General features: G+C 75.3%; 8 protein-coding genes and 1 pseudogene. All 9 read right to left on the reverse strand.

The genetic code is table 11. From position 1 onward, the window contains the following. Nucleotides 1-113: 113 nt before the first annotated feature. The 9 genes and pseudogenes from ACFWXO_RS23890 to ACFWXO_RS23930 all read right to left on the reverse strand — a co-directional run bounded on the left by ACFWXO_RS23890 (nt 114) and on the right by ACFWXO_RS23930 (nt 21,655). A complete protein-coding gene (locus tag ACFWXO_RS23890) occupies nt 114-1,883 on the reverse strand; it encodes an FAD-dependent monooxygenase (protein WP_380525767.1) in 1,770 nt (589 codons plus the stop codon). After that, nucleotides 1,880-2,653: a bifunctional 2-polyprenyl-6-hydroxyphenol methylase/3-demethylubiquinol 3-O-methyltransferase UbiG gene (ubiG, locus tag ACFWXO_RS23895; RefSeq protein ID WP_375894649.1), complete on the reverse strand. Its 774-nt coding sequence runs from the start codon at nt 2,651-2,653 to the stop codon at nt 1,880-1,882. The genes ACFWXO_RS23890 and ubiG overlap by 4 nt, the downstream gene beginning before the upstream one ends. Nucleotides 2,654-2,664: 11 nt before the next feature. Next, the gene (gene asnB / locus ACFWXO_RS23900) at nt 2,665-4,506 is read right to left on the reverse strand and encodes an asparagine synthase (glutamine-hydrolyzing) (RefSeq protein ID WP_380525769.1); all 1,842 of its coding nucleotides are present in this window, start codon (nt 4,504-4,506) and stop codon (nt 2,665-2,667) included. Between the two features lie 43 nt (nt 4,507-4,549). Beyond that, entirely contained in the window at nt 4,550-5,062 is a 513-nt protein-coding gene (locus ACFWXO_RS23905; protein WP_375894654.1) for an SRPBCC family protein, read from the reverse strand. A gap of 82 nt (nt 5,063-5,144) precedes the next feature. Further along, nucleotides 5,145-5,831 carry a class I SAM-dependent methyltransferase gene (locus tag ACFWXO_RS23910; protein ID WP_375894657.1) on the reverse strand — a complete coding sequence of 229 codons (687 nt, stop codon included), beginning with the start codon at nt 5,829-5,831 and terminating at the stop codon, nt 5,145-5,147. Nucleotides 5,832-5,897: 66 nt separating this feature from the next. After that, nucleotides 5,898-6,962 (reverse strand): alpha/beta fold hydrolase, encoded by a 1,065-nt coding sequence (locus ACFWXO_RS23915; protein WP_380525776.1) that lies wholly within the window; start codon nt 6,960-6,962, stop codon nt 5,898-5,900. A 180-nt stretch (nt 6,963-7,142) separates the two neighbouring features. Continuing rightward, nucleotides 7,143-13,082, reverse strand: a pseudogene (locus tag ACFWXO_RS23920) (type I polyketide synthase); the annotation flags it as partial. After that, nucleotides 13,079-18,736, reverse strand: a complete 5,658-nt coding sequence (locus ACFWXO_RS23925) for a type I polyketide synthase (protein WP_380525778.1) — start codon at nt 18,734-18,736, stop codon at nt 13,079-13,081. The pseudogene ACFWXO_RS23920 and the gene ACFWXO_RS23925, both read right to left, overlap by 4 nt. 63 nt (nt 18,737-18,799) lie before the next feature. Further along, nucleotides 18,800-21,655 (reverse strand): SDR family NAD(P)-dependent oxidoreductase, encoded by a 2,856-nt coding sequence (locus ACFWXO_RS23930; protein WP_380525772.1) that lies wholly within the window; start codon nt 21,653-21,655, stop codon nt 18,800-18,802. Between the last annotated feature and the right edge of the window lie 139 nt (nt 21,656-21,794).

Consider the following 21,794-nt stretch of genomic DNA (forward strand, 5'->3'; position numbering starts at 1 on the left):
CGGCGGGGGCCCGCTCGCCCCCCCCCCCCCCCCCGCGGGCCCCCCGGCCGGTCCGACGCACTGTCGGACCGACCGGCCTCGGCGTCCCCCCGAAGGGGCCGCCCGGCGGCGGCTCAGACCGCGGGGCCGGCCGGCGCGTGCAGGACGGCGGCCAGCACCTTGGGCAGCTCGCCGGCGGAGTCGGCGGTCCGGGCGCGCCAGGCGACGTGTCCGTCCGGGCGGACCAGGACGCCGCCGTCGGCGTCGACCTCGCGCAGCCGGTCCCAGGCCCCGTACGGGTCGCGCAGGCCCTCGGCGGAGCCGATCGTCCGGACCGTCACGGGCACCCCGGTGAGTCGGGCGGCCTCGCGGGCGGCATCGTGCCAGCGGTCGCCGCCGCGGCCGGTGAGCAGGACGAAGCGGCCCCGCCCGACCACGTCCAGGGTGGAGCGGCGGCGGCCGCCGTCCTCCAGCCAGGCGTGCGGCAGACGTGCGCCGGGCCAGGTGGTGGGCTGGTAGTACAGCTCGGGGTCCCGGTCGCCGACCGGCTCGGGCGTGCCGTCGTCGACCCGGGCACCGCTGCGGTAGCGGTAGCCGATCTCGACGCCGTGCGCGTTGACCTGGTAGTTGATCCGGTCGGTCGCGGCGGCCAGGGCGGCCCGCCGGGCGGCGGCCTCCTCCGTGTCGTCGGCGAGGCCGCGCAGCAGCTCCCACTGCTCGGCGGCGTCCTGCCCGGCGGTGAAGCCCAGCGCGGCCGGGATGCCGAGGAAGTCCAGCATGCTGCGCACCGCCCGGTCGACGATCTGTCCGCCCACCGGCAGCCGCTCGGCCTGGTAGGTGTCCAGCAGCGCGGGCGAGGCCGAGCCGTCGAGCACCAGCTTCAGCTTCCAGCAGAGGTTGAAGGAGTCCGCGACCGCCGAGTTCAGCCCGAGGCCGTTGGTCGGCGGCATCTGGTGCACCGCGTCGCCGACGCAGAACACCCGGCCGTTCGCGTAGCGGGGGGCGACGACCGCGTTGACCTCCCACGGCGAGACGTTCTTGATCCGGACCTCGACGGACGGGTCGCCGATGCTCTCCCGGATGTGCGCGAGGATCTCCTCGTGGTCGTCGCGGTCGAACTCCGCGCCGTGGTCGAGGAAGCGCAGGTAGACCCACTCGTTCCAGGGGCGGATGCTGACGAACACCCGGCCGTCCTCCGGCGGGTTGCCGGGCACGGCGCCCATGTAGAGGATGGCCGGGCGGTCCTCGCAGTACTGCGAGAGGTCCGCCTCGAACCAGACCGAGGCGACCTTGGCCAGCCCGGTGGCACCCTCCACGGTGAGTCCGGCCTGCTCCATCACCCGGCTCTTCGCGCCGTCGGCGCCGATCACGTAGTCGGCGCGCACGGTGTACTCCAGGCCGGACTGCCGGTCGGCGACCACGGCCGTGACCCCGTCCTCGTCCTGCTCCATGCGCAGGAACTCGTGACCGAAGCGGAGCTCGCCGACCGCGGCCTGCCGGACCCGCTCGACCAGCAGCGGCTCCAGCCGGTGCTGCGCGAGGTTGCACATCGTGCTCGGACTGGCCGCCAGGTAGTCGCCGATGCGGTCCGGGCCGTTGCCGTAGGCGTCCAGCCGGCTCACCTCGGGTCCGGCGAACGTCGACATGAAGACGTGGTTGGCCAGCAGCGGGCTCGGGGTCGCCTCGGCCGTCACCTGGTCCTCGGCGCCGAGATCGCGCAGGATCTCCCCGGTGCGCTGGTTCAGCAGGTGCGCGCGGGGGGTGTGGGCCGTGCCCGGGTACTTGCCGACCACCAGGTGCGCGACGCCGTAGCGCGAGAGCGCCAGCGAGGCGGTCAGGCCGGCCGGGCCGGCGCCGACGATCAGTACCGGGACCCGGACGTCGGGGGCGGTGGTGAGGGTCACTGGGCAGCCTTCCGTGCGTAGCCGGCGTAGATCACCGACGTGTCCTTGTGCACGCCGAGCTGGAACTGCCGCCCCAGCTCGCCGTACGTGATCTCGCCCCGGGCCCGGCGGCGCATCGCCTTCAGCAGCTCGAACTGCGGCCGGGTGGAGGCGAATCCGACGAGGTCCTGATTGGTCAGGTCGTGCGCGCGGAACACCGCGTGGAGCTCGGCCGGCTTGATGAAGCTCTTCCAGTCGTGCAGGTCCTTGGGCGCGAAGCTGACGGACTTCCAGTCCTGCGCCATCTTGATCATCGCCAGCTTGGACCGGAACGTCCGGTTGATGGTGTCGTAGAGGTAGTGGCCGCCGGGCTTGAGCACCCGTACGGCCTCGCCCACCGCCCGGTCCACGGAGGTGACGTGCTCCAGGGTGTCGCAGCAGTACACCAGGTCGAACGTGCCGTCGGCGAAGGGGAGTTCCTCGGCGAAGCCCTGCTGGTAGGTGATCTCCAGCCCGGACTGCCGGGCGTGCTCGCCGGCGGCCTCCAGGGACGGGCCGGACGGGTCCACGCCGGTGACCCGGCACCCGGCGCCGGCGAAGAGCTCGGCCAGCAGACCGCCGCCGCAGCCCACGTCGAGGACCTTGAGGCCCTTGAGGTCCAGCCTCAGCCGCTGGGTGAGGACCTCCTGGAAGTAGGCGAACCGGGCCGGGGTGAAGGCCTCCAGCGTCGCGAACGGCTGGTCGTCGTGCCACCAGGAGTGGGTGTTGTAGACGTCGTTGTCGACGGGCATGGTGCGACTCCTCAGGAGAGCTTGATGGTCGGGCGGTAGAGGTCGAGCCAGACGGCCAGGTCGAGGACCCGTTCGAACGCCTCGCGCTCGTCCCGGTCGACGGCCTCGGGCCGGGCGCCCGCGGCCGCCGCGAGCGCGGCCCGGTCGAAGAACTCGACCGCCTCGTGGCCGCCCGACAGCAGTTCGCCGACCTGCTGCTGCAACTGCCCCACGTAGGCGAGCTGCTGGGTGTGCGGGTAGAGGGCCTTCACCCGCTCCACCACCGACGCGGGGAGCACGTCCCGCACCGCCGCGCGCAGCAGGCTCTTCTCCCGCCCGTCGAAGGTCTTCATCGCCCACGGGGTGTTGTAGACGTACTCCACCAGGCGGTGGTCGCAGAACGGCACGCGCACCTCCAGGCCGACCGCCATGCTCATCCGGTCCTTGCGGTCCAGGAGCAGGCCCAGCAGGCTGGTCAGGTGCACGTGGCAGAACTCGCGCATCCGCCGCTCGTGCGCGTCCTCGCCCTCCAGCACCGGGATGGCGGCGACCGAGTCGCTCCAGCGCTGCGCCCAGTAGCCGGGGACGTCGAGGGTCCCCAGCAGCAGCCCGGCGTCGATCAGCTTGGTGGGGTGCTTCCGCGGGCCGAGGCCGGAGGCGGTCACCCACGGGAACATCGCGGTCTGCTGGACCGCCGGCAGGTGGAACCACGGGTAGCCGCCGAAGATCTCGTCGGCCGACTCCCCGGAGAGGGCGACCGTCGAGTGCCGGCGGATCGCCTTGAACAGCAGGTACAGCGAGTTGTCCGCCTCGCCGAAGCCGAACGGCAGGTCGCGGGCGGTCACGGTGGCCCGGCGCACCTCGGGATCGGCCAGTTCGAGGTGGTCGAGCCGGATGTCGTGGTGCTGCGCGCCGACGTGCTCGACCACCGCGCGGGCGAACGGCGCGTCCGCCGAGCCGCGCAGGTCGTCGGGGCGGAATTCGTCCGGCTGCTCGAAGTCGACGGTGAAGGTCCGCACCCGCTCGCCCCCGTCCGCCAGGCGGCGGGCGGCCAGGGCGGTGAGGGCGCTGGAGTCGAGGCCGCCGGAGAGCAGCACGCACTGCGGCACGTCGGCGACCAGCTGCCGGGCCACGCTGTCCTCCAGCAGCTCCCGGACGCGCCGGACGGTGGCCTCGGTGTCGTCCCGGTGCTCGGTGACCTCCAGCCGCCAGTACACGTGCTCGCGCAGGCCCGAGCGGTCGACGGTCACCATGGCGCCCGGCTTGACCTCGTGCATGCCCGTCCAGACCGCGCGGCCGGGGGCCTTGACGAACCCGAACAGCTCGCGGAAGCCGTCGGCGTCCACCACGGGCTCCACCGCCGGGTGGGCGAGCAGGGCCTTCGCCTCGGACCCGAACAGCACGCCGTCGGCGGTCGGGTAGTAGTAGAGCGGCTTGATGCCCAGGCGGTCGCGCAGCAGCACCAGCTTCTCCACGCGGCCGTCCCAGATGCCCAGCGCGTACATGCCGTTGAGCCGGTCGGCGATCCCCTGCCCCCACTCCAGGTAGCCGCGCAGCACGACCTCGGTGTCACTGGAGGTGCGGAACTCGTGCCCCCGGCGGCGGAGTTCGTCCCGGAGCTCGGTGAAGTTGTACGCCTCGCCGCTGTACGTCATGGCGACCGGGCCGTCCGGCGTCTCGACGACCATCGGCTGCGCGCCGCCGGTCAGGTCGATGACGGCGAGCCGGCGGTGGCCCAGCGCGGCGTGCCGGGACAGCCAGGTGCCGGCGGCGTCCGGACCGCGGCAGGCCATGGTGTCGGTCATGGCGGTCAGGGCGGGGAGTTCACGTTCGAGGTCGTGCTGGAAGGAGATCCAGCCGGCGATCCCGCACATTCGGTTCTTCTTTCGTTCGGGGGCGGGGGTTGGGGCCGGGTGCTCAGCGGTGCGCGGCGCCGTGCCGGGAGGCCATGTAGGCGGGCAGGCCGTCGATGTGCGAGCGGCCGGTGGGGGCGAAGAAGAACCGGTCCAGCGGGCCCTGGAGGAACGACCACGGGCGGTTCAGCTCGGCCGCCCAGCGCCAGCCGAACCGGGCGCCGTTCTCGGTGGGTTCGACCACGTAGTCCTCCACCAGGTGACGGAAGATCGGGCGGGTCGCCTCGGTCGCGCTGAAGGTCTTGCGGGTGCCCTCCTCCCAGCGGAAGAAGCGCTCGCGGAGGGTGAAGTCACCGTCCATCTCGATCTCGCGGGTGGTGCCGACGCCGAACGGCCGGGGCGAGGTCCAGGTGAGCCGCCGCATGCCCTTCGTCCAGCTGGACACGCCGTCGCCGGTCAGGGCCGCCCAGGTCTCCTCCGCGGAGAACGGCACCTCGACCGAACGGGCGTGGTAGAGCGGGGCCGTGGCGAACAGCGAGTCGTCGGCCTCCTCGATCGGGTACCAGCGTGTCGACATGGTGTCGGGTCCTTCCGGGAACGGGGCGGTGGGGCGGGGAGGAGCGGTGAGGAGCGGTGAGGACGGGGCCGGGGCCCACGCCTCAGGCCTTGCGGGCCCGGAACAGGCCGACGGAGCCGCGCACGACGAGGTCGAAGTCGTCGAAGGACTGCTTGAGCTGGTCGCGCAGGTCCTCCAGGTCGTCCTGGTCGTTGTGGAAGACGCCCTTCGCGTTGAGGTTGTTCATCAGCCAGCGGCCGGCCCCGGTGACCGGGACCCCCGACGACAGCACGGTGCTGCCGAAGACCGTGCCGCCGGGCTTCACGGCCGCGGCCGCGTGGCGGATGGCCACGCCCTTCTCGCGCAGGCTGCCGGGGATGCAGTGCAGCAGGAAGCTCAGGGCGGCCGAGTCCTGGCTCTCGGCGGGCACCGGCAGCGGCTCCAGGGCGTTGGCGACCACCTTGGTGGTCCGGTAGTGCGCGAGCCGCTCGGCGGTGAAGTCGAGCGTGCTGGGGTTGAGGTCGGCCAGCGTGATGTGCGGGTTCGACACCGGGAACCGGGAGTGCGCCAGCAGGTACCCGGTGCCGACGCCGATCTCCAGGTGCTTCGCACCGAGGCAGGTGTCGTACATCTGCTGGAAGTTCCGCGGCGAGCACCGCCAGAACAGCGGCGCGCTGCCGCGGAAGACGACCAGGTCGTAGAAGGTCAGCGCGCGGCGGTGGTAGGGGGCCTGGCCGTCGTGGACCGCCTGGTCCAGGGAGGTGGGCCGGTTGCCGTTGTCAGTGCTCATGTTCTGCTCACCCTCGTCAGGAGTCGGACATCGTGGTGGTCGGGCCGGCCGTGCCGGTCGTGGTGGTCAGGCGACCGGCTCGGCGAGCCGGTCGAGGACCGCGCGCACGGTGGTGGGGCTGTGCTCGCCGGTCATCGTGAAGTGGTCGCCCGGAACCTCTGCCCCGGTGTGCGGGACCGGCCAGGAGGCCTGCCAGTCGGCGGCCGGGAAGCCGGGCAGCGGCCGGGCGGCGCGCAGGTGGAGCGTGGGCGTGGCCAGGGGCCGGGGCCGCCAGGCCTCGAAGAGCTGGGCGTAGCCGCCCATCGCGGTGAGGCAGACGTCGTCCAGCAGGGCGTCGGCGGGAATCCGACCGTCCGTCAACTGGGCGGCGATCTCCGCCTGGACGAGGGGAAGTATGGCACTGCCGGGCCGGTAGCTGTCCAGCAGGACGACCGACACCGGGAGGGCGCCGAGGTCCTCCAGGCGCTCCGCCACGGCGTGCGCGATCCAGCCGCCGGCGGAGTGGCCGAGCAGCGCGAACTGCTGCCCGGCGGCGAGCCGTTCGACGTCCTCGGCGTGCAGGCGCACCAGCGCGTCGAGATCGGCCGGGAGCCGCTCGCCCGCGGCGAAGCCGGGGGCCGGCAGCGCCCACAGCTCGTGCCGGCCGCCCACGGCGGCGGCGAGCCGCGCGTACTGGTGGGCGCCGGACCTGCTCGCGAACGACGGGAAGCAGAACAGGCGGGGGGCCGCCGGACCCTGGGTGAGGCGAACGGGAGCCGGCCGGCCGGACGGGTCGGGCGGGGAGTCGAAGGTGTCGCGGAACCGCGCGGCGGCGGACAGGAGTGCGTTGAACTCCGCGAACCGGCCCAGCTCCGCCGCCCGTGGCGCGAGCGAGGCCAGCAGCCCGCCGGGCGGACCGGCCGACGGCACCGGGGCGGCGTCCAACCGGTCCAGCAGGTGGGCGGCGAGGGCGTCGAGCGTGGAGTGCTCGAACACCGCCGTGGCGGACAGCTCCAGGCCGGTGGCCGCCTGGAGGGCGGCGCTCAGCTCGGTCGCGGCGAGGGAGTCGAGTCCCAGCTCGGGCAGGCTCAGCGCGGTCTCCACGTCCTCGGTCGAGCTGTTCCCGAGCGCGGCGGCCACCTCGGCGGCCACCAACTCCCTGAGGAACGGGCCGCGTTCGGCCGGGTCGAGGGAGGACAGTCGTTCGGGCGACCGGGGGCCGGCGTTCTCCTCGGGCGTTCGGGGGTCACCCGGCGCGGTGGCCGGTGGTTCGGTGGCGGGCGTCCCGGTGGCGGGCCCGGCCGTCCGGGAGGCCGGTGCGACGCCCTCCGGCCAGAACCGGCGCCGCTGGAACGCGTACGTGGGCAGGGCGACCCGGTCGTCTCCACCGGAGTCGGCGAGAACGGCCTCCCAGGCCACCGGGACGCCACGGACGTGGACACCGGCCAGCGCGGTCAGCGCGCTGTCCGCCTCCGGCCGGCCGCTCCGCAGCAGCGGCACCGCCGCCGGGGCCGGGCTCCGGTCGGCCAGCGCGTCCCGCACCAGGGCGGACAGCACGCCGCCGGGGCCGAGTTCGAGGAAGGTGGTCACGCCGTCCGCAGCCATCCGGCGCACGCCGTCGTGGAAGCGCACCGCCTCCCGGATGTGCCGGACCCAGTACTCCGGTGCGCACACCTGCTCGGCTGTCGCCTGCTCGCCGGTCAGGTTCGACAGCAGCCGGATCCGCGGTGGCCGGTACGCGAGCCCGCTCGCCGCCTCGTGGAACCGGTCCAGCACGCCGTCCATCAGCGGCGAGTGGAACGCCCGGGTGACCCGGAGGCGCTTCGTCCGGCGACCACGCGCGGCGAGGACGGCCGCGACCTCCTCGACCGCCTCGGCCAGGCCGGAGAGCACGACGGCGCGCGGCCCGTTGACGGCCGCGATGCCGACCCGGCCCTCCCCGCCCGCCAGCAGCGGCAGCACCTCGTCCTCCGACGCCTCGACGGCCACCATCGCGCCGCCCTCCGGCGAGTCCTGCATCAGCCTGCCGCGGGCGGCGACCAGGCGGCAGGCGTCCTCCTGCGTCAGCACGCCGGCCGCGCAGGCCGCCGCCAGTTCGCCGACGGAGTGGCCGCCGACGTAGTCGGGCGTCACACCCCAGGACAGCAGCAGGCGGAACGCCGCCAGGCCGACGGCGAAGAGCCCGGCCTGGGTGAACACGGTCTCGTCGAGCAAGGCGGCCTCGGCGCTGCCCTCCGGGGCGAACAGGACGTCGCGCAGCGCGGGACGCCCGGGCGCGGCCAGGTGCCGGTCCAGTTCCGCGCACACCTCGTCCAGTGCCCGCGCGAAGACCGGATGGGCCTGGTGGAGGCCCCGGCCCATGCCGGGTCGCTGGCTGCCCTGCCCCGGGAACAGGAAGCCGACCCGGCCGGGCACCGCGGTGCCCCGGAGCAGTCCGGGGGCGGTGTCGCCCGCGGCCAGCGTGGCCAGCCCGGCCCGCAGCTCGCCGAGGTCGCGGCCGAGCACGACCGCCCGGTGCGGCAGGGCGGCCCTGGACAGCGCCAGTGAGCGCCCGACGGCGGCGGGGGACGGGCCGTCGGCGGGGGACGGACCGTCGGCGGGGGAGGGACCGTCGGCGAGGTGGTCCCGGAGGCGCTCCGCCTGGCCGCGCAGGGCGGCCGCGCTGCGGGCCGAGACCGGCCAGGCGACGAGCGGCGCAGACGCGGGAGGTGCGGGTTCGGCCGGCGCCCCGTGCTCCGTCGGGGCCTGCGGCGCGTCGCCCCCGGACGCGTCGGCCGGGCGCGGCTGTCCGGGCACCGCCGGGGCCTGTTCGAGGACCACGTGGGCGTTGGTGCCGCTGATGCCGAAGGCGGACACGCCCGCGCGCCGGGGACGGCCCCCCTCCGGCCAGGCCACCGGCTCGGTGAGCAGGGCGACCGCGCCGGAGGACCAGTCCACGTGCGGGGTGGGGGCGTCGGTGTGCAGCGTGGGCGGCAGGACGCCGTGCTCCATCGCCTTCACCATCTTGATCACACCCGCCATGCCGGCGGCCGCCGCGGTGTGCCCGATGTTGGACTTCACCGAGCCCAGCCACAGCGGCCGTTCCGCCGACCGGTCCCGCCCGTACGTCGCGAGCAGGGCCTCGGCCTCGATCGGGTCCCCGAGCGGAGTGCCCGTCCCGTGCGCCTCGACCGCGTCCACCTCGTCCGGTGCCAGCCCGGCACTGGCCAGGGCCTGCCGGATCACCCGCTGCTGGGAGGGGCCGTTGGGCGCGGACAGGCCGTTGCTCGCACCGTCCTGGTTGGTCGCCGAGCCGCGGATCACGGCCAGCACCGGATGCCCGTTGCGGCGGGCATCGGACAGCCGTTCCAGCAGCAGCACACCCGCACCCTCGCCCCACGCGGTGCCGTCGGCCGCGGCGGCGAACGGCTTGCACCGGCCGTCCGGGGCCAACCCGCGCTGCCGGCTGAAGCCGATGAACGCCTGCGGAGTGGACAGCACCGTGACGGCCCCCGCGAGCGCGAGCGTGCTCTCGCCGGCGCGCAGCGAGCGGCAGGCCAGGTGCAGGGCGACCAGGGAGGAGGAGCACGCGGTGTCCACCGTCAGGGCCGGACCCTCCAGCCCGTAGGTGTAGGCGAGCCGACCGGAGATGACGCTCGCCGCGTTGCCGGTCAGCAGGTAGCCCTCCAGGCCGTCCGCGGACTCCTGGGCCAGCAGGTGGTAGTCCTGGCCGCTACTGCCGGCGAAGACGCCGGTCCGGCTGCCGCGCAGGGACTCCGGGTCGATCCCGGCGCGCTCGAAGGCCTCCCAGGAGGTCTCCAGCAGCAGCCGCTGCTGCGGGTCCATGGCGAGCGCCTCGCGCGGGCCGATGCCGAAGAAGGCGGCGTCGAAGCGGTCGGCGTCATGGAGGAAGCCGCCCTCGCGGGTGTAGGTGCGGCCGGGGCGGTCCGGGTCCGGGTCGTAGAGGTTGTCGAGGTCCCAGCCCCGGTTGCCCGGGAACGGCGTGATCGCGTCGCGGCCGTCCGCGACCAGCCGCCACAGGTCCTCGGGGCTGCGCACCTCGCCCGGGTAGCGGCAGGCCATGGCCACGATCGCGATGGGCTCCTCGTCGTCACCGGCCCTCGTGGGAACGGGCGGCGCCTCGTCGGCCGGGGCCTCGGTGCCCGCGAGCCGGCCGAGCAGGTGGCGGCCCAGGGCCTCGGGCGTCGGATGGTCGAAGGCGACGGCCGCCGGGAGCCGGAGACCGGTGACGGCGATCAGCCGGTTGCGCAGCTCGACCGCGGTGAGCGAGACGAACCCCAGCTCGTGGAACGAGCGCCCCGGCGGGATCGGACCGGTGAGGCCGAGGACGGCGGTCGCGTGGGACTCCACCAGGTCCAACAGCAGGCGCTCGCGGTCGGGCTCGGCCAGTTCGGCGAGGCGACGGCGCAGCTGCGCCCCGGCCGAACCCGCGGTGCCTTCGTCCGGCTCGGCGGTCGGCGTGGCCGTCCCGACGGTGTCCACCCAGTAACGGCTGCGTTGGAAGGGGTAGGTGGGGAGGTCGGGGTGGGTGCCGGGGGTGAGGTAGGGGGTCCAGTCGACGGGGTGGCCGTGGGTGTGGAGGTGGGCGGCGGAGGTGAGGAGTCGGGTCCAGGTTCCTTCGTTGCGGCGGAGGGTGCCGGTGATGAGGGTGGGGGTTGTGGTGTCGAGGGTTTCCTCGATGGCCGGGGTGAGGACGGGGTGGGGGCTGATTTCGAGGTAGGTGGTGTGGCCGTCGGTGAGGGCGGAGTTGAGGGCGTCGGTGAGGAGGACGGGTTGGCGGAGGTTGGTGTACCAGTAGTCCGCGTTGAGTTGGGTGGTGTCGATTCGTTCGCCGGTGACGGTGGAGTAGAACGGGATGGTGGCTTCCGTCGGGGTGATGCCGGCGAGTTCGGTGGCGAGGTGTTGGCGGATGGTTTCGACGTGGTGGGTGTGGGAGGCGTAGTCGACGTCGATGCGGCGGGCGCGGATGCCGGTTTCGTCGCAGTGGGTGAGGAGTCGGTCGAGGGCGTCGTGGTCGCCGGCGATGACGGTGGTGGTGGGGCCGTTGTGGGCGGCGACGCTCAGCCGTCCGTCCCAGGCCTTCAACAGCTCGACGGTGTCCTGGTGGCCGAGGGGAATGGACGCCATGCCGCCCTGTCCGCTGATGGCGAGGATGGCGCGGCTGCGCAGGGCGGCGATCCGTGCGCCGTCTTCGAGGGTGAGGGCGCCGGCGATGGTGGCGGCGGCGATCTCGCCCTGGGAGTGGCCGATGACGGCGGCGGGGTGGATGCCGAGGGACTGCCAGAGCTCGGCGAGGGCGACCATGACGGCGAACAGGGTGGGCTGGACGACGTCGACCCGTGCGAGGTCGAGGGTGCCGCGCAGGGCGTCCGTCAGCGACCAGTCGATGTGCGGCGCGAGCGCTTCCTGGCAACGGGCTATTGATCCCGCGAACACCGCTGAGGTGTCCAGGAGTTCGGCGCCCATGCCGATCCACTGCGAGCCCTGTCCGGGGAACACGAACACCGGACGCTCGAAGCTGCCGCTGCCGATGGGAGCGGTCCCCTCGGCGATGGCGGCGAGAGCGCTGAGCAGTTCCTCACGGTTCTCGCCGATGGCGACGGCCCGGTGGTCCAGGTGGGCCCGTCCGGTGAGCAGGGTGTGGCCGACGGCCCGCAGGTCGGTGTCGGGGCGCTCCTGGAGGAAAGCGGCCAACTGTCCAGCCTGCGCGCGCAGCGCCTGCTCGTCCCGGGCGGAGAGCACCCACGGCACCACGGGGAACGGAGAGTCGGTGGCGGAGTCCTCCGGCGAGGCGGCGGGCGAAGCAGCCGGCGCCTCCTCCAGGATCACGTGCGCGTTCGTCCCGCTCGCTCCGAACGCCGACACGCCCGCCCGTCGCGGACGCCCGTCCTCCTCGGGCCACTCCCTCGGCTCGGTCAGCAGCGACACCGCTCCCGAGGCCCAATCGACGTGCGGGGTCGGCTCGTTGACGTGCAGCGTCTGCGGCAGTACGCCGTTGCGCATCGCCATCACCATCTTGATGACGCCCGCCGCGCCCGCCGCGGCCTGGGTGTGCCCGATGTTGGACTTCACCGAGCCGAGCCAGAGCGGGCGTTCGGCGGGCCGGTCCTTGCCGTAGGTGGCGAGCAGGGCCTGCGCCTCGATCGGGTCACCGAGCGTGGTTCCCGTGCCGTGCGCCTCGACCGCGTCGACGTCGTCGGCGGCCAGTCGGGCGTTGTCGAGGGCCTGGCGGATGACGCGCTGCTGCGACGGCCCGTTGGGCGCGGTGAGCCCGTTGGAGGCGCCGTCCTGGTTGACGGCGGAGCCGCGGATGACGGCGAGGACGGGGTGCCCGTTGCGGCGGGCGTCGGAGAGCCGTTCCAGTAGGAGGACGCCGACGCCCTCGCCCCAGCCGGTGCCGTCGGCGGCGGCGGCGAAGGCCTTGCAGCGCCCGTCGGGGGCGAGGCCGCGTTGGCGGCTGAACTCGACGAACATGCCGGGGGCGGCCATGACCGCCGCGCCGCCGGCGAGGGCGGTCGAGCACTCGCCCCTGCGCAGCGACTGGCAGGCCAGGTGGAGCGCGACCAGCGAGGAGGAGCACGCGGTGTCCACCGTGATCGCCGGGCCCTCCAGGCCGAACACGTACGACAGCCGGCCCGAGATGACGCTTGCCGCGCCGCCCGAGAGCAGGTACCCCTCCAGGCTCTCCGTGGCCCGCTGGGCGAGCGCCGCGTAGTCGACCTGTCCCGCGCCCATAAAGACGCCGGTCCGGCTGCCGCGCAGGGACTCGGGGGCGATGCCGGCCCGCTCGAAGGCCTCCCAGGAGGTCTCCAGCAGCAGCCGCTGCTGCGGGTCCATCGCCAGCGCCTCGCGCGGGCCGATGCCGAAGAACCCGGCGTCGAACCGGTCGGCACCGTCCACGAAGCCGCCCTCGCGGGCGTAGGTGTGGCCGGCCCGGTCGGGGTCCGGGTCGTACAGCGACTCCACGTCCCAGCCGCGGTCGGCGGGGAACGGGGTGACGGCGTCCCGGCCGTACGCGACCAGCTGCCACAGCCGTTCGGCGGAGTCGGCGCCGCCGGGGTAGCGGCAGGCCATGCCGACGATCGCGATCGGTTCGGCCGCGACGGTCTCCGTCTCCTGGAGCCGGCGGCGCGTCTCCTGGAGGTCGGCGGTCACCCGCTTGAGGAAGTAACGGAGCTTGTCCTCGGTCTCGCTGGCCACAGTGGCGCTACCCCTTCGGATGGAACAGGAACAGGACGGCTGGTCGGCGGTGGCGCCGGCGGGAGGAGTCAGGAGATGCCGAGCTCGTTGGTGATGAAGTCGAAGACCTCGTCGTCGTCGGCGGACTCCAACTCCAGTCCGGTGCCGGCGGACGGGTCGTCCGCCGGCCCGGGCCGCGGGCTCCAGCGGTCGGTCACGGCCCGCAGCCGATCCGCGATCCGGGCCCGCTCGGGGTGGTCGGCGCCGACCCCGGCGAGCACGGCTTCGAGGCGGTCCAGCTCCGCCAGGACCGGTGCGGCCGAGGGCGCGTCCTCGCGCGGGAGTTCCGCGTCCAGGTAGCGGGCGAGTTCCGCCGCCGTCGGGTAGTCGAAGACGAGCGTGGCCGGCAGGCGCAGCCCCGAGGCGGTGGTCAGACGGTTGCGCAGTTCGACCGCGGTCAGCGAGTCGAAGCCGAGGTCGCCGAACGCCCGGTCCGCGCCCACCGCCGCCGGGGCCGAGTGGCCCAGCACCACGGCCACCTGAGCGCGCACCAGGTCCAGCAGGGCGCGTTCGCGCTCCGCGTCGGACAGCCCGGCGAGCCGCTGCCGCAGGCCGTCGGCCGCCGCGGCGTCCGGTCGGTGGGCGGGGGCGGCGGACGGGCCGGCCAGCCCGCGCAGCAGCGGCGGGAGGTCGGGGCCGGCCTGGCGCAGCGCGGTGGGGTCCAGTCGGACCGGCAGCGAGGTCGGGTCGGGTCCGGCGAGCGCCGCGTCGAACAGGGCCAGGCCGTCCTGCGGGCCGAGCGGGAGGACGCCCGAGCGCCGCATCCGGCCGAGCGTGGCCTCGTCGAGCGTGCCCGCCATGCCCCGGTCCTGCTGCCACGGGCCCCAGGCCAGCGACCGGGCGGGCAGGCCCCGCGCGGCGCGGTGCTGGGCGAGGGCGTCGAGGAAGGCGTTCGCCGCCGCGTAGCCGCCCTGGCCGGCACCGCCGAGGGTGGCCGTGGCGGAGGAGAACAACACGAAGGCGGCGAGGCCGGCGTCCCGGGTGAGTTCGTGCAGGTGCCAGGCGGCGTCCGTCTTCGGGCGGAGCACGGCCTCGAAGCGTTCCTCGGTGAGGGAGGCCAGTGCCCCGTCCGCGACCACGCCGGCGGCGTGCACGACGGCGGTGAGCGGGTGGTCGGCGGGTACGGCGGCGAGGGCCCGGGCGAGGTCCTCGCGGTCGGCGGTGTCGCAGGCGGTGACGGTCACCTGGGCGCCCAGGTCGGTGAGTTCGGCGGTGAGTTCGGCCGCTCCGGGGGCCTCGGGGCCGCGGCGGCCGAGCAGCAGCAGGTGCCGCACGCCGTACGCGGTGACCAGGTGCCGGGCGAGCAGCGAGCCGAGCGCGCCGGTGCCGCCGGTGATCAGCACGGTGCCGTCCGGGTCGAGCGCGGCGGCCGTGTCGGCTGCTTCGGTCGTCGCCGGGCGGGCGGGTACCAGGCGCGGGGCCAGGACGGTGCCGGCGCGCAGGGCGAGCTGCGGTTCGCCGCCGACGGCCGCCCGGTCCAGTGCCGCGGTGGTGTCCGCGCCGCCGTCCGGGTCGAGGCCGTCACGGTTGAGGTCGGCGGGGTGGTCGAGGTCGAGCAGGACGAAGCGGTCGGGCTGCTCGGCCTGGGCGGCCCGGACGAGACCCCACAGCGGCGCGTGGGCGAGGTTCGGGACGTCCGCGGCCGCGGCCCGGCCGGTGGCGGGGTCGCCCGCGTCCGTCCGGTCGGCGGCCACCGCGCCGTGCGTCACCAGGACCAGCCGGGAGGCCGCGAACCGGTCGTCCGCCGCCCACGTGGTCAGCGTGGACCACGTCCGGCGCAGGGCCGCCCGCACCGCCGCGGGGAGGTCGCCCGTGGTGTCCGGCAGGGGCAGGACGACCGCGTCCGGCACCGGAAGTCCCGCGGTGACGGCCTCGCCGAGGGCCGTGAGGTCGGGGTGGCGGTCGAGACCGGGGAACCCGGCACCGTCCCCGAGCACGGCCCATCGGCCGCGCTCCCGTTCGACGCCGTCCGCGGCCGGGAGGGGAGCCCACTCGACCCGGAACAGCGCGTCGCCCAGCCCGGCCCGGGCCGCCGCGCGGAGTTGGTCGAGCGAGACCGGACGGGCCCGCAGGGCGCCGACCGAGGCGACCGGCGCGCCGGTCCCGTCGGCCACGTCCAGGGACATCGCGTCCGGTCCGGCCGGGGCCAGCCGCAGCCGCAGGGCGACCGCGCCGGGCCGGTGCACCCGCACGTTGTTCCAGGCGAAGGGCAGCAGGACCTGCTCGCCGGTGTTCCCGACCAGGCCCGCGTGCAGGGCGGCGTCGAGCAGGGCGGGGTGGACCCCGTACCCGTCCGCCCGGTTCCGTTCCGACTCGGGCAGGGCGACCTCGCCGTACACGTCCTCGCCCGCGCGCCACATCGCCCGCAGGCCCCGGAACGACGGGCCGTAGTCGAAACCGTCACGGGCGACGGCGGAGTAGAAGCCGTCGAGGTCCACCGGCTCGGCGCCCTCGGGCGGCCAGACGCCGGTCGGCCGCCAGCCCGCGCCGCCGTCCCCGGCGGCCAGCGTGCCGGCCGCGTGCCGGGTCCAGTCCGCGGTGTCGTCCGGCCGCGCGTACACGCCGATCGGCCGTCGGCCCGACCCGTCGGCCGCGCCGACCGTCACCTGCACCTGGGCCGTCCCGGCGCCGGCGAGGATCAGCGGCGCCTCCTGGTCGAGTTCCTCGACCGTCGTGCAGCCGGCCAGCCGGGCCGCGTGCAGCGCCAGTTCCAGGTACGCGGTGCCGGGCACCACCGTGCTGCCCAGCACCACGTGGTCGGCGAGCCAGCGGTGCGTGTGGGTCGACAGTCGGCCGGTGAGGAGCAGCCCGCCGCCCTCGGCCGGGGCGACGACGGCGCCGAGCAGCGGATGCCCGGCGCTCGCCACGCCCAGTTCGGCGGCCTCGGCGGGTGTTCCGTCGGCGGGGGCCAGCCAGTACCGCTCGCCCTGGAACGCGTACGTCGGCAGGTCCGGCCGGTGGCCGGCCGGGCCGACCAGTTCGGTGAGCAGGGCCGGCCAGTCCACCCGGGTGCCGCGCGCGTGGGCCCGGGCGACCGCGCCGAGCACGGTGTCCGACACGGGGCGGCCGCGGCGCAGCAGCGGCGCCGCGGCGACGTCCCCGGTCCCGTCCCCGGCACTCTGCCGGACCATGGCGGACAGCACGCCGTCGGGGCCGAGTTCCAGGAAGGTCGTCACGCCCTGGTCGAGCAGGTGCCGGACGCCGTCGTGGAAGCGCACGCCCTCGCGCACGTGCCGGACCCAGTACTCCGACGTGCGGATCCGCTCGGCGGCGGCCGGCCGGCCGGTGAGGTTGGAGACGACAGGGATCGTCGGCTCGTGCAGCGTGAGGCCGTCGAGCACCTCGCGGAACGGGGCGAGCATGCCGTCCATGCGGGCGGAGTGGAAGGCGTGGCTGACGGTCAGCCGCTTCGTCCGGCGGCCCTGCGCGCTCAGCTGCTCGACGATCGGTGCGACCGCGTCCTCCTCGCCGGAGAGCACGACGGAGCGGGGCCCGTTGACGGCGGCGATGCCGGCCGCGCCGGCCGGCAGGTCGGTCAGCAGGGCGGTCACCTCCTGCTCCGTCGCCTCCACCGCCACCATCGCGCCGCCGGCGGGGAGCCGCTGCATCAGGTGGCCGCGGGCGGCCACCGCCGTGACCGCGTCCTCCAGCGAGAACACCCCGGCGACGTGGGCCGCCGCGAGTTCCCCGATCGAGTGCCCGAGGACGAAGTCCGGCCGCAGGCCCCAGGATTCGACCAGCCGGAACAGCGCCACCTCCAGCGCGAACAGGGCGGACTGGGTGAAGGCCGTCTCGTCCAGCCGGTCCGCCCCCGGCGCCCCCTCCTCGGCGAGCAGCACCTCGCGGACCGGCAGGCCGCTCCGCTTCGTCAGCAGGTCGCACACCCGGTCCAGCTCGGCCGCGAACACCGGGAAACGCCGGTACAGTTCGCGGCCGGCGCCGGCGCGCTGGGCACCCTGGCCGGTGAACAGGAACGCCAGCTTGCCGGTGCGGGTGGCCGAGCCCTGGACGAGGTCGGGGGCGTCGTCGCCCCGGCGCAGCGCGTCGAGGCCGGCGAGCAGCTCCTCGCGGCCGGTCCCGAGCACCACCGCGCGGTGGTCGAGGCCGGCCCGGGCGGTGGCCAGTGTCCACGCGACGTCCGCGGCCGCCCACTCCGGGGCGGCGGCCACGGCGTCGGCCAGCCGACCGGCCTGGGCGCGCAGGGCCTCCGGGCTCCGGGCCGACAGCAGCCACGGGGTCGCGGTGGGTGCGGTGCGGCCGCCGGGGGCGGGCGGTTCCCCGACGGGCCGCTCCTCCACGGGCCGCTCCTCCACGGGCTGGTCCTCGACGTGCTGTTCCAGGATCACGTGGGCGTTGGTGCCGCTGATGCCGAACGAGGAGACGGCGGCCCGCCGGGGGCGGTCGACGGCAGGCCAGTCGCGCCGCTCGGTGAGCAGTTCGACCGCGCCGCGGGACCAGTCGACCTGCGGAGTGGGCTCGTCGACGTGCAGGGTGGCGGGCAGGACGCCGTGGCGCATCGCCATCACCGTCTTGATGACGCCGGCGACGCCCGCGGCGAGCTGGGTGTGGCCGATGTTGGACTTCACCGAGCCGAGCCAGAGCGGCCGTTCGGCGGGCCGGTCCTGGCCGTAGGTGGCGAGCAGGGCCTGCGCTTCGATCGGGTCGCCGAGCCGGGTGCCGGTGCCGTGGGCCTCCACGGCGTCCACGTCGGCGGCGGTGAGCCGGGCGTCCGCGAGCGCGGCCCGGATCACCCGCTGCTGGGCCGGTCCGCTCGGCGCGGTCAGGCCGTTGGAGGCGCCGTCCTGGTTGACGGCGGAGCCGCGGACCACGGCGAGCACCGGGTGCCCGTTGCGGCGGGCGTCGGAGAGCCGCTCGACCAGCAGCACCCCGACGCCCTCGCCCCAGGCGGTGCCGTCGGCCGCGCCCGCGAAGGCCTTGCAGCGCCCGTCGGGGGCGAGGCCGCGCTGACGGCTGAACTCGATGAACATGTGCGGTGCCGCCATCACCGCCGCGCCGCCGACCAGCGCCATCGAGCACTCGCCGTCGCGCAGCGCCCGGCCGGCCAGGTGCAGGGCCACGAGCGAGGAGGAGCACGCGGTGTCCACCGTCACCGCCGGGCCCTCCAGCCCGAAGGTGTAGGCGAGCCGGCCGGAGGCGACGCTGACGGTGGTCCCGGTCAGCAGGTAGCCCTCGGAGCCCTCCGCGCCGCGCGGGTCGGAGGCGTAGCCGAGCGGGGAGGCGCCGACGAACACGCCGGTCGCGGTGCCGCGCACGGACTCCGGGTCGATGCCGGCGCGTTCGAAGACCTCCCAGGAGGTCTCCAGCAGGAGGCGCTGCTGCGGGTCCATGGCGAGCGCCTCGCGCGGGCTGATCCCGAAGAAGGCGGCGTCGAACCGTTCCGCGCCGCGGACGAAGCAGCCCGTCCGGACGTAGCTGCGGCCGGCCCGGTCGGGGTCCGGGTCGTACAACTCCTCGGCGTCCCAGCCGCGTTCCGTCGGGAAGCCGGACAGGGCGTCGCGGCCGTCGGACACCAGGCGCCACAGCTCCTCGGGGCTGTCGACGTCACCGGGGTAGCGGCAGGCCATGCCGACGATCGCGATCGGCTCGTGCCGGGCCTCGGTCAGCCGGTGGTTCTGCTGCTGGAGCCGCTTGTTCTCCTTGAGGGAGAGCCGGAGCGCCTCCAGCACCCTGTTCTCCTGGGATCCAGCCTGTGATGCAGCCATCGTTGGTTCTCCGCAGTCCGAGCGCGATCAGAGGTCAGTGGTGCCGAAAGCCAGGCCGATCAGGTCGTCGGCGTCCATGGCGTCGATCTCGTCGAGGTCCCCGTCCGGTTCGGCCGGCGGCTCCTCCGGTCCGGCGCCGGCCAGTGCCAGCAGGGCGTCGAGCAGGCCGGCGGCGCGCAGCCGGGCGGGCGGGACGGTCGCCAGGAGCCGGCTGATCTCGCCGTCGGAGGCCGGCCGGCCGGCGGCGGGCTCGGCCGGGGCCAGCTCGGTCCGGAGGAAGGCGGCCAGGGCGTCCGGCGTCGGATGGTCGAAGACCAGGGTGGCGGGCAGCCGGAGTCCGGTGGCGAGGTTGAGCCGGTTGCGCAGCTCGACGGCGGTGAGCGAGTCGAAGCCGAGCTGTTTGAACGCCCGGTCCGGCTGGACGGCCCCGCCCGTGGCGTGGCCGAGTACCACCGCCGCGTTGGTGAGCACCAGTTCCAGCAGCGCGCGGGTGCGTTCGGCCTCGGGCAGGGCGGCCAGCCGCAGGGCCGGGGCCGGCCCGTCGTCCGTTCCGGTGGCCGCCGCCGTGCGCCTGGTGCCGGCGCCGACCAGCCGGCGCAGCAACGGCGGCACCGAGCCGGACTGGAAGGCGGTACGGGCGGTCGCGACGTCGAGCTTCATCGCCACCAGCTGGTCCCGGTCGGAGGGCAGTGCCGCGCTGAACATCGACACGCCGTCGCCGTCGGACAGCGGGCTCACCCCCGAGCGCCGCAGCCTGGCCAGGTCGGTGCTGCCGAGGTGGCCGGTCATGCCGCTGGCCCGCTCCCACAGGCCCCAGGCGATCGACAGGCCCGGCAGCCCCTCGGCGCGGCGGCGCCGGGCGAGCGCGTCGAGGAAGGCGTTGGCGGCGGCGTAGTTGCCCTGGCCGGGGCCGCCCAGGACGGCCGCCGAGGAGGAGAACAGGACGAAGGCGCCGAGGTCCGCGTCGCGGGTCAGCTCGTGCAGGTGCCAGGCGGCGTCCGCCTTGGGGCGCATCACGGCCGAGACCTGGGCCGGCGTCAGCGAGGCGACCACCGCGTCGTCCAGCACGCCGGCGGCGTGGACGACGGCGGTGAGCGGGTGGTCGGCGGGTACGGCGGCGAGGGCCCGGGCGAGGTCCTCGCGGTCGGCGGTGTCGCAGGCGGTGACGGTCACCCGGGCGCCCAGGTCGGTGAGTTCGGCGGTGAGTTCGGCGGCGCCGGGGGCCTCGGGGCCGCGGCGGCCGAGCAGCAGCAGGTGCCGCACGCCGTGCTCGGTGACCAGCTGTCGGGCCACCAGTGCGCCGAGCGCGCCGGTGCCGCCGGTGATCAGCACGGTGCCGTCCGGGTCCGGGGCCGTCGGCATGGTGAGCACCACCTTGCCGACGTGCCGGGCCTGGCCCATGAAGCGGAACGCGTCCAGCGCCCGCCGCACGTCCCAGGTGCGGGCGGGGATCGGACGGAGCACCCCGCGTTCGAACAGCGGCATGAGCTCGGCCATCATCCGGCCGATCCGGTCGTAGCCGGCCTCGATCAGGTCGAACCAGAGGTAGGAGGTGCCGGGGTGGGCGGCGGTGACCTCGGCCGCGTCGCGGATGTCGGTCTTGCCCATCTCCACGAACCGCCCGCCGTCGGCGAGCAGCCGCAAGGAGGCGTCGACGAACTCGTGGGCGAGGGAGTTGAGCACCACGTCCACGCCCCGGCCCCCGGCGGCGGCGCGGACCCGCTGCTCGAAGTCGAGACTGCGCGAGGAGGCGATCCGCTCGGGCGGGATGCCGAGCGCGCGCAGGGTGCCCCACTTGGCCGGGCTGGCCGTGGCGAACACCTCGGCGCCCAGGTGGCGGGCCAGTTGGATCGCCGCCAGGCCGACGCCGCCGGTCGCCGAGTGGATCAGCACCGACTCGCCGGCGCCCAGCCCGGCGAGGTCGACCAGGCCGTAGTAGGCGGTCAGGAAGGCGATCGGCACCGAGGCCCCCTCGGTGAACGTCCAGCGTGCGGGGAGCGGGACGAGCAGCCGCTGGTCGACCACGGCGACCGGCCCGAACGAGCCGGGCACCATCCCCATCACGCGGTCGCCCGGGGCGAACGCGGTGACGCCGGGGCCGGTCTCCAGCACGACGCCGGCGGCCTCCCCGCCCATGACGTCCTGGTCGACCATGCCCAGGCCGAGCAGCACGTCGCGGAAGTTCATGCCGGCAGCCCGTACGGCCAGCCGGACCTGGCCGGGGCCGAGCGGTGCGGAGGCCGCCGGGTGGGGGAGGAGGGCGAGGTTCTCCAGCGTGCCCTTCGCGGTGGTGTCCAGGCGCCAGCCGGGCGTGTCCGCCGGGGGCTCCAGCAGTCGGCCGGTGCTCGCCCGGACGAGCCGCGGGGCGAGCAGGACGCCCTGGCGGAGCGCGAGTTGGGGCTCGGCGGTGGCGAGCGCGGCGGCCAGGGTGAGCGGCAGCCCGTCAGGGTGCCCGTCCAGGTCGAGGAGGACGAAGCGGCCCGGATGCTCGGTCTGGGCGGAGCGCACCAGGCCCCACACCGCGGCGTGGGCGAGGTCCGGCACGCTTTCGCCGTCGGCGGCCGCCACCGCGCCCCTGGTCAGCACGACGAGCCGGGAGGCGGCGAACTGCTCGTTCGTCAGCCAGTCCTGAACGACCGTCAGGATTCGGCCGACGGCCTCGCGCGCGGCGGAGGGGGCGTCGTCCGGCGATTCGGGGCCGGCGCAGGTGACCAGGACGGCGTCCGGGACCGTCGCACCGGCCTCCACGGTCCCGGCGAGGGCGGTGAGGTCGGGATGCGTGCCGAGCCGCAGGTCGTCGGGCAGCCCGAGGCGGTCGGTGCCGAGCAGGACCCAGCGTCCGGCCGGTGCCCCGGGCGGGGGCGGCACTTCGGTCCAGTCCACACCCAGCAGCGGGTCCGCGCCGTCGTCGGCCGCGGATCGCAGCTGCTCGCGGTCGAGCCGGGGGGGCCCCCGCCGCGCCCCCCCGGCGGCCGCGGGGGCGCCTCCGACGGGCACCCCCCCGGGGGCCGCCGCGCCCCCC

Source organism: Kitasatospora sp. NPDC059088 (genome assembly GCF_042738155.1).
Taxonomy (GTDB): Bacteria; Actinomycetota; Actinomycetes; order Streptomycetales; family Streptomycetaceae; genus Kitasatospora.